We start from the raw sequence: 5,665 nt of genomic DNA on the forward strand, positions 1-5,665 counted from the left end.
AAGCAGACGCCGCCGAAGCCGGCGAAGAAACTGCCGCTGCCCCCCAAGAAGACGCCGCCGGCGCCCGCGGAAAAGAGCCCGACCAGCCAGAAGCACGAGGTGAAGACCCCCGTGCCGATGAGCCAGTCCGTGCTCAACACGCTGGCGAAGCTGCGCGCGCTGCAGAAGCAGAAGAAGCCGCCGACCGCGCGCTACAATCCCGAGCGCGGCGGAGCGCCGAATGGCGGCGGCACGAAGATGAGCACAGCGAATTCCGGCCTTTCCGCCTCGCAACGGGATGCGATCGGCAACGAGGTCCGCCCGTGCTGGGGCATCGACGCCGGCGCGCCGGGCGTGCAGAAATTCAGCGTCCTGCTACAGGTCGTGACCGATGCGGGCGGCGTCGTGCGGGAAGCCCGGGTGGCGCCCGCCGACCAGGGCAAGATGAGCGATCCGCTCTTCGCCGCCTTCGCCAACCGCGCCGTCGATGCGGTTAAGAACTATCAATGTGCCAAGCTGCCGTTGCCGTCCTATATGCTCGGCTCGGTGCACACCTTCATCTTCAGGTTCACTCCATAGCGTTCGAAGCGTTTCAGGATAGAGGTTCTTCATGACGATCCGCCGTCCGTCGCCCGCCCACCATCCGCGCGTTCCCGGAACCCTGGTCGAGCGGCTGCCGCCGCTGTCCCGCCGGTTGATGATCGGCGCCGGAGCCGCGGGGCTGATGCTGCCCGGGCTCGCCCGCGCGCAGAATGCCGCGAACGGCCCGAGCGATGCGATCAACGTCTCCGGCGCGCATAACGCGCCCATCCCGATCGCCCTGCCGGCCTTCACCGATGCAAGCGGCAATACGTCGGATATCGGCGCCCAGATCACCCAGGTCGTCACATCGGATCTCGACCATTGCGGCTTGTTCAGCGCGATCGATCCCACCAGCTTCGTGCCGAATTCGGTGGTCAACAGCGTGCCGGTCTGGAACAACTGGAGCATTCTGGGGGCGCAGGCGCTTGTGACCGGCCAGGTGACGAGCCCGGGCGCGGGGCAGATCCGCGTCGAATACCGGCTCTGGGGCATTTCGCAGCAGAAGCAGTTGCAGGGGACGGCCTATACCACGGCATCGGGCAACTGGCGGCGGATCGCCCATATCATCGCCGATGACATCTATCAGCAGATGATCGGCGAAAAGGGCTATTTCGACACGCGGGTTGCGTTCATATCCGTCTCGGGCCCTCCGACCAGCCCGATCCGTCGCATGGCGCTGATGGATTACGACGGCGCGAATGTCCGCTTCCTCACCTCGGGCCGCAACATGGCGCTCTCGCCGCAGTTCAACCCGACGCGGCAACAACTCGCCTTCGTCAGCTTCGAGAACAATCGCCCGCAGGTCTATCTGTTCGACCTGCAGACGGGCGCGCGCACCAATATCGGCTCGTTCGGCGATATGAGCTTCGGCCCGCGTTTCAGCCCCGACGGCTCCGCGCTGCTGTTCTCGATATCGAAGGGCGGCGGCGCGATGATCGTGAAATACGACCTGGGAAGCCGGCGTATGACCCAGCTGACCGACGCGAACTCGATCAACGTCACCCCGTGCTACAGCCCGGATGGCACCAAGATCGTGTTCAACTCGGACCGCGACGGCTCCGGCGACCAGCAGCTTTTCGTCATGAATGCCGACGGATCGAACGTCCAGCGGATTTCATACGGCCATGCTCGCTATGCGGAACCGGATTGGTCGCCGCGCGGCGATGCGATCGCCTTCACCCGCCTCGACTCGAGCGGTTTCGGCATCGGCGTGATGAAGCCGGATGGCTCGGGCGAGCGGTTGCTGTCGCAGGGCTATCTGGAAGAGGGGGCAACCTTCTGTCCCAACGGCCGGGTGATCATGTTCTACCGGCAGAGCCCGCTCAGGGTCGGGAACGTATCCCATCTCGTCACGATCGGCGTCGACGGTTTCAATGAGCGCATCACGCCGACGCCAACGAATGCCGAGGACCCGTCCTGGGGGCCGCGCCTTTCATAAACCCCGGACGGGGGCGCCTGACCAGGTCGGATCGCCTGCTTGCGTGATGTGGCAAATGGGGCCGGTTTCCCGGACAGGAGACCTCCGGACCGCATGGCGCAGGGTTCCCGGTCCGTTCAGGAAGACGGGCCTGCAATCGGGATTGGCGCGCGGCGATAGGCCGCGAGATTCCGGCCCGCCATGCCGCCGGCAATGGCGCCGGGCACGGCAATCCGTGACGCCGGGCCACCTGGCTGTGCGGTTGCGGGCAGAAGCGTCGGCGAACCGTGCAACGGCGCGAAGGCAAACGCGCCGGGTGCGAAGCGGCGAATTGCCACGGCACCCGCAGCGGGCTTCGACATCTGCGGCAGCGCCTTGCCGGCGGGCGAGGCGCCCGCGGATCCCGGCCCCCACACACGAGGCGCCGCCGATGGCTGCGCGACCGGCGCGAGAGGCGGCGTCATGGCCGTCTGCACCAGCGGCAGGCCGCTCGGTTGCCCGCCGGTCTGTCCCTGCCAACGGGCAAGAACCTGCCTCGCATAGGGTGCGCCGATCGACGGCGTCTGCGAGTGATAGGCGGCGATCGCCTGCTCCCAGGTGCCCAGTTGCGCCTTCAGCCGCGTGAGGAAGTCCGCCGCATAGAAGACGTTCGCCATCGGGTCGAACGCCTGCACGAGGTTGGTGAATGCGTGGGGGTGCTGCTGGATGTTCACCTGCATGCAACCGATGTCGAGCGAGGTCACGCCCTGCTGCAGAAACGACTGCGCCGCGGCGATCGCTTCGGCCTCGGTCTGGTACATGTGGCCGGCGCCATTTGCATCGATGGTCCAGGGCCAAGGCGCCAGCTGGCCGGTCACACGATCACGGCGGCCGCTTTCGACGGTTCCGACGGCACGCAGCAGCCCGACCGGAGTGTGCTTGTCGGACTCCGCCATGATGACGGCGGCCTGACAGAGCAGCGATGGATCCACGACCGGCGCCGACGCAGGCAACTCGCCGGTCGGCAATGCGCTGGCCGGCCGAATGCCGGACAGGGCGAATACCGCAAATGATGCGACAAGGGTTTTGGTCAGGCGCCGCTGCATGCGCGCAATATCCGGCAGAACGGTTAATTTGCCGTTATTTTCGCGCGCTTCATCGACCCCGGAGCTGACACGACGTCGGCAACGGCAAGCGCCGCAAAGCTTGCGATGCTGCACTGCAAAAAAGTTCTTGCATATCCCCGCTCGGATGACTATAAAAAGCATCAGCAACACAGCGATCCGTTCGCTCTGTTTGCTTTCTTGGACGTTTCCTCCCTAAACTTGGCGGCACGCAAGTGCCGCCATTTTTTTTGATCCATCAAGAAATCGGCTCGTGCGGCTGGGGCCGTTCACTTCGGCGCTTCCATTCTCTAAAGTCGCGAACGAAGGAGTGCCCGATGCTGAATACCAGCCCAGATTTCAAGGAAAATTCCCGCCGCGCGATGCAGGACGCGGGATTGCAGAAGGCGCTCGACCGCGCTCGCAAGCCCTTCGCCCAGACCCGCGCGGCCGCGGTCGCCCGGCTGCCCGAGTTCGAGACCCTGCGCGAAACCGCGAAGGGCATCAAGAACCATACGCTCGCCCATCTCGATTTCTACCTGGAGCGTTATGCGGAGCAGGTCGAGGCCCATGGCGGGCAGGTTCACTGGTGCCGCACCGCCGAGGACGCGCGCAATGCCGTGCTCGACATCTGCCGCCGGGTGGGGGCGAAAACCGTCACCAAGGGCAAGTCGATGATCTCCGAAGAGATCGGGCTGAACGAGCACCTCGCGGAAAACGGCGTCCGCCCGGTCGAGACCGATCTCGGCGAATACATCCTGCAGATCAGGGGCGAGGCGCCGAGCCACATCATCGGCCCGGCCTTCCACCTCAACCGCGAGGACTGGGAAGCCAGCTTCCGCGCCGCCCATACCCATCTGCCAGCCGACCGGGTGTTTCACGAAAAGCGCGACATCCAGGCCGAGGCCCGCGCGGTGCTGCGCGAGCAGTTCATCGCCGCCGATGTCGGCATCACCGGCGCCAATTTCCTGATCGCGGAAACCGGCAGTTCGGTGATCGTCACCAACGAGGGCAATGGCGACCTGACGCAAACCCTGCCGCGCGTGCATATCGTGCTCGCCAGCCTGGAAAAGATCGTCCCCACCCTTGAGGACACCGTCTCGCTGCTGCGGGTTCTGGCGCGCTCGGCCACCGGACAGGAATTCTCGGTCTACACCACCTTTTCCACCGGCGCGAAACGCCCCGGCGATCCCGACGGGCCGGAGGAATATCACGTCATCCTGCTCGACAATGGCCGCTCGAACATGGTCGGCACCGAGTTCCAGGACATGCTGCGCTGCATCCGCTGCTCGGCCTGCATGAACCATTGCCCGGTCTATCTCACCGTGGGCGGCCACGCCTATGGCTCGATGTATTCCGGCCCGATGGGCAGCGTGCTGACCCCGGCCATCTTCGGCGCCGACCAGGCGCATCTGCTGCCCACCGCCTCGACCTTCTGCGGCAAGTGCGAAAGCGTCTGCCCGATGAAGATTCCGCTCACCGGCATGATGCGCCACTGGCGCGAGCGGGCCTTCGAGCGGCATCTCGCACCGGCGACCACGCGCTATGGCATTCGCGGCTGGGGGTTCGTCGCCCGGCGCCCCGGGCTCTACCGCAGCGTGTCGCGCCTCGCGGCATGGGGACTCGGGGTCATGGGGCGCAAGCGCGGCCGCTTCGGCTGGCTACCGCTCGCCGGCGCCTGGACCGCCGCGCGGGACATGCCCGCCCCCGAGGGCGAAACCTTCTTCGCACGCTATGCACGGGAGCAGCGCAGCCGATGAAACAGGACAACCAGGCCCAGCGCGCGGCGATCCTCGGTACGATACGTCGCGGCCTCGGGCGCGGCGCGCTGCCCGCCGACCAGGCGGCGATGCTCCGCACCCGGCTCGATGCCCACCCGCGCCACACCATCCCCGCCCGCGTCGCGCTCGACCATGACGCGTTGATCGAGCTGTTCATCGCCAATGCGACCCGGGAATACGCGACCGTCCAGCGCCTTGCCGACATGGCGGACCTGCCCGCCCATATCGCGGGCTACCTGCGCGAGCAGAACCTGCCGGCGGAGCTGGTGATCGCGCCGCATCCCGATCTGGAGGCGGCGAACTGGAACGATGCCCCGCTGCTCGCCCATCGCTTCGGCCGCGCGCAGCCGAGCGATATGGTTTCGGTGCAGCGCGGCTTCGCGGCGATCGCCGAAACCGGCACGCTGATGCTGCCTTCCGGCCAGCGCTCGCCGACCACGCTCAACCTGCTGCCGGATACCGAAATCGTCGTGCTCCGCGAGTCCGACGTGGTCGGGCCGTATGAAGACGCGTTCGACCGGCTGCGCCAGGCCGGCGGCATGCCGCGCAACGTGATGCTGGTCACCGGGCCGTCGCGCTCGGCCGATATCGAGCGCACGCTCGAACTCGGCGCGCATGGCCCGCGACGGCTGCACATCGTGCTGCTCGGCGGCGCAGGCGGGGATGGCGCGCAGGGCTAAACCCCTCCCGGCCGCCGATCTCGAGGTCTGGACGCGCTATCTGCGCCATGTCCGCCCGCTGCGCGGCGTGCGCGTGCCTGAGCCGCCGCCTCCGGACAAGCCCGGCAGCGTCCGGCCGGAGCCCGAGGGCGTGCGCGTCGTTGC

At 66.8% G+C, this 5,665-nt stretch carries 4 protein-coding genes and 1 pseudogene; 4 read left to right on the plus strand and 1 reads right to left on the minus strand.

Translation table 11 applies throughout. From position 1 onward, the window contains the following. Together APM_RS09875 and tolB are read left to right on the plus strand one after the other, a co-directional pair. Nucleotides 1-558, plus strand: a pseudogene (locus APM_RS09875) (hypothetical protein); the annotation flags it as partial. A 31-nt stretch (nt 559-589) separates the two neighbouring features. Continuing rightward, nucleotides 590-1,999: a Tol-Pal system beta propeller repeat protein TolB gene (tolB, locus tag APM_RS09880; protein ID WP_007423228.1), complete on the plus strand. Its 1,410-nt coding sequence runs from the start codon at nt 590-592 to the stop codon at nt 1,997-1,999. Nucleotides 2,000-2,115: 116 nt separating this feature from the next. On the opposite strand, the gene APM_RS09885 is transcribed toward tolB, so the two are convergent. Further along, entirely contained in the window at nt 2,116-3,225 is a 1,110-nt protein-coding gene (locus tag APM_RS09885; RefSeq protein ID WP_035187837.1) for a lytic transglycosylase domain-containing protein, read from the minus strand. Between the two features lie 173 nt (nt 3,226-3,398). Here APM_RS09885 and APM_RS09890 point away from each other — a divergent pair, with 173 nt between their 5' ends. After that, nucleotides 3,399-4,820: a lactate utilization protein B gene (locus APM_RS09890; protein WP_007423230.1), complete on the plus strand. Its 1,422-nt coding sequence runs from the start codon at nt 3,399-3,401 to the stop codon at nt 4,818-4,820. After that, complete coding sequence (locus APM_RS09895) at nt 4,817-5,521, plus strand: lactate utilization protein (RefSeq protein WP_007423231.1); 705 nt, start codon at nt 4,817-4,819, stop codon at nt 5,519-5,521. The genes APM_RS09890 and APM_RS09895 overlap by 4 nt, the downstream gene beginning before the upstream one ends. Nucleotides 5,522-5,665: the final 144 nt, after the last annotated feature.

This window comes from Acidiphilium sp. PM (assembly GCF_000219295.1).
Lineage (GTDB): Bacteria > Pseudomonadota > Alphaproteobacteria > Acetobacterales > Acetobacteraceae > Acidiphilium > Acidiphilium multivorum.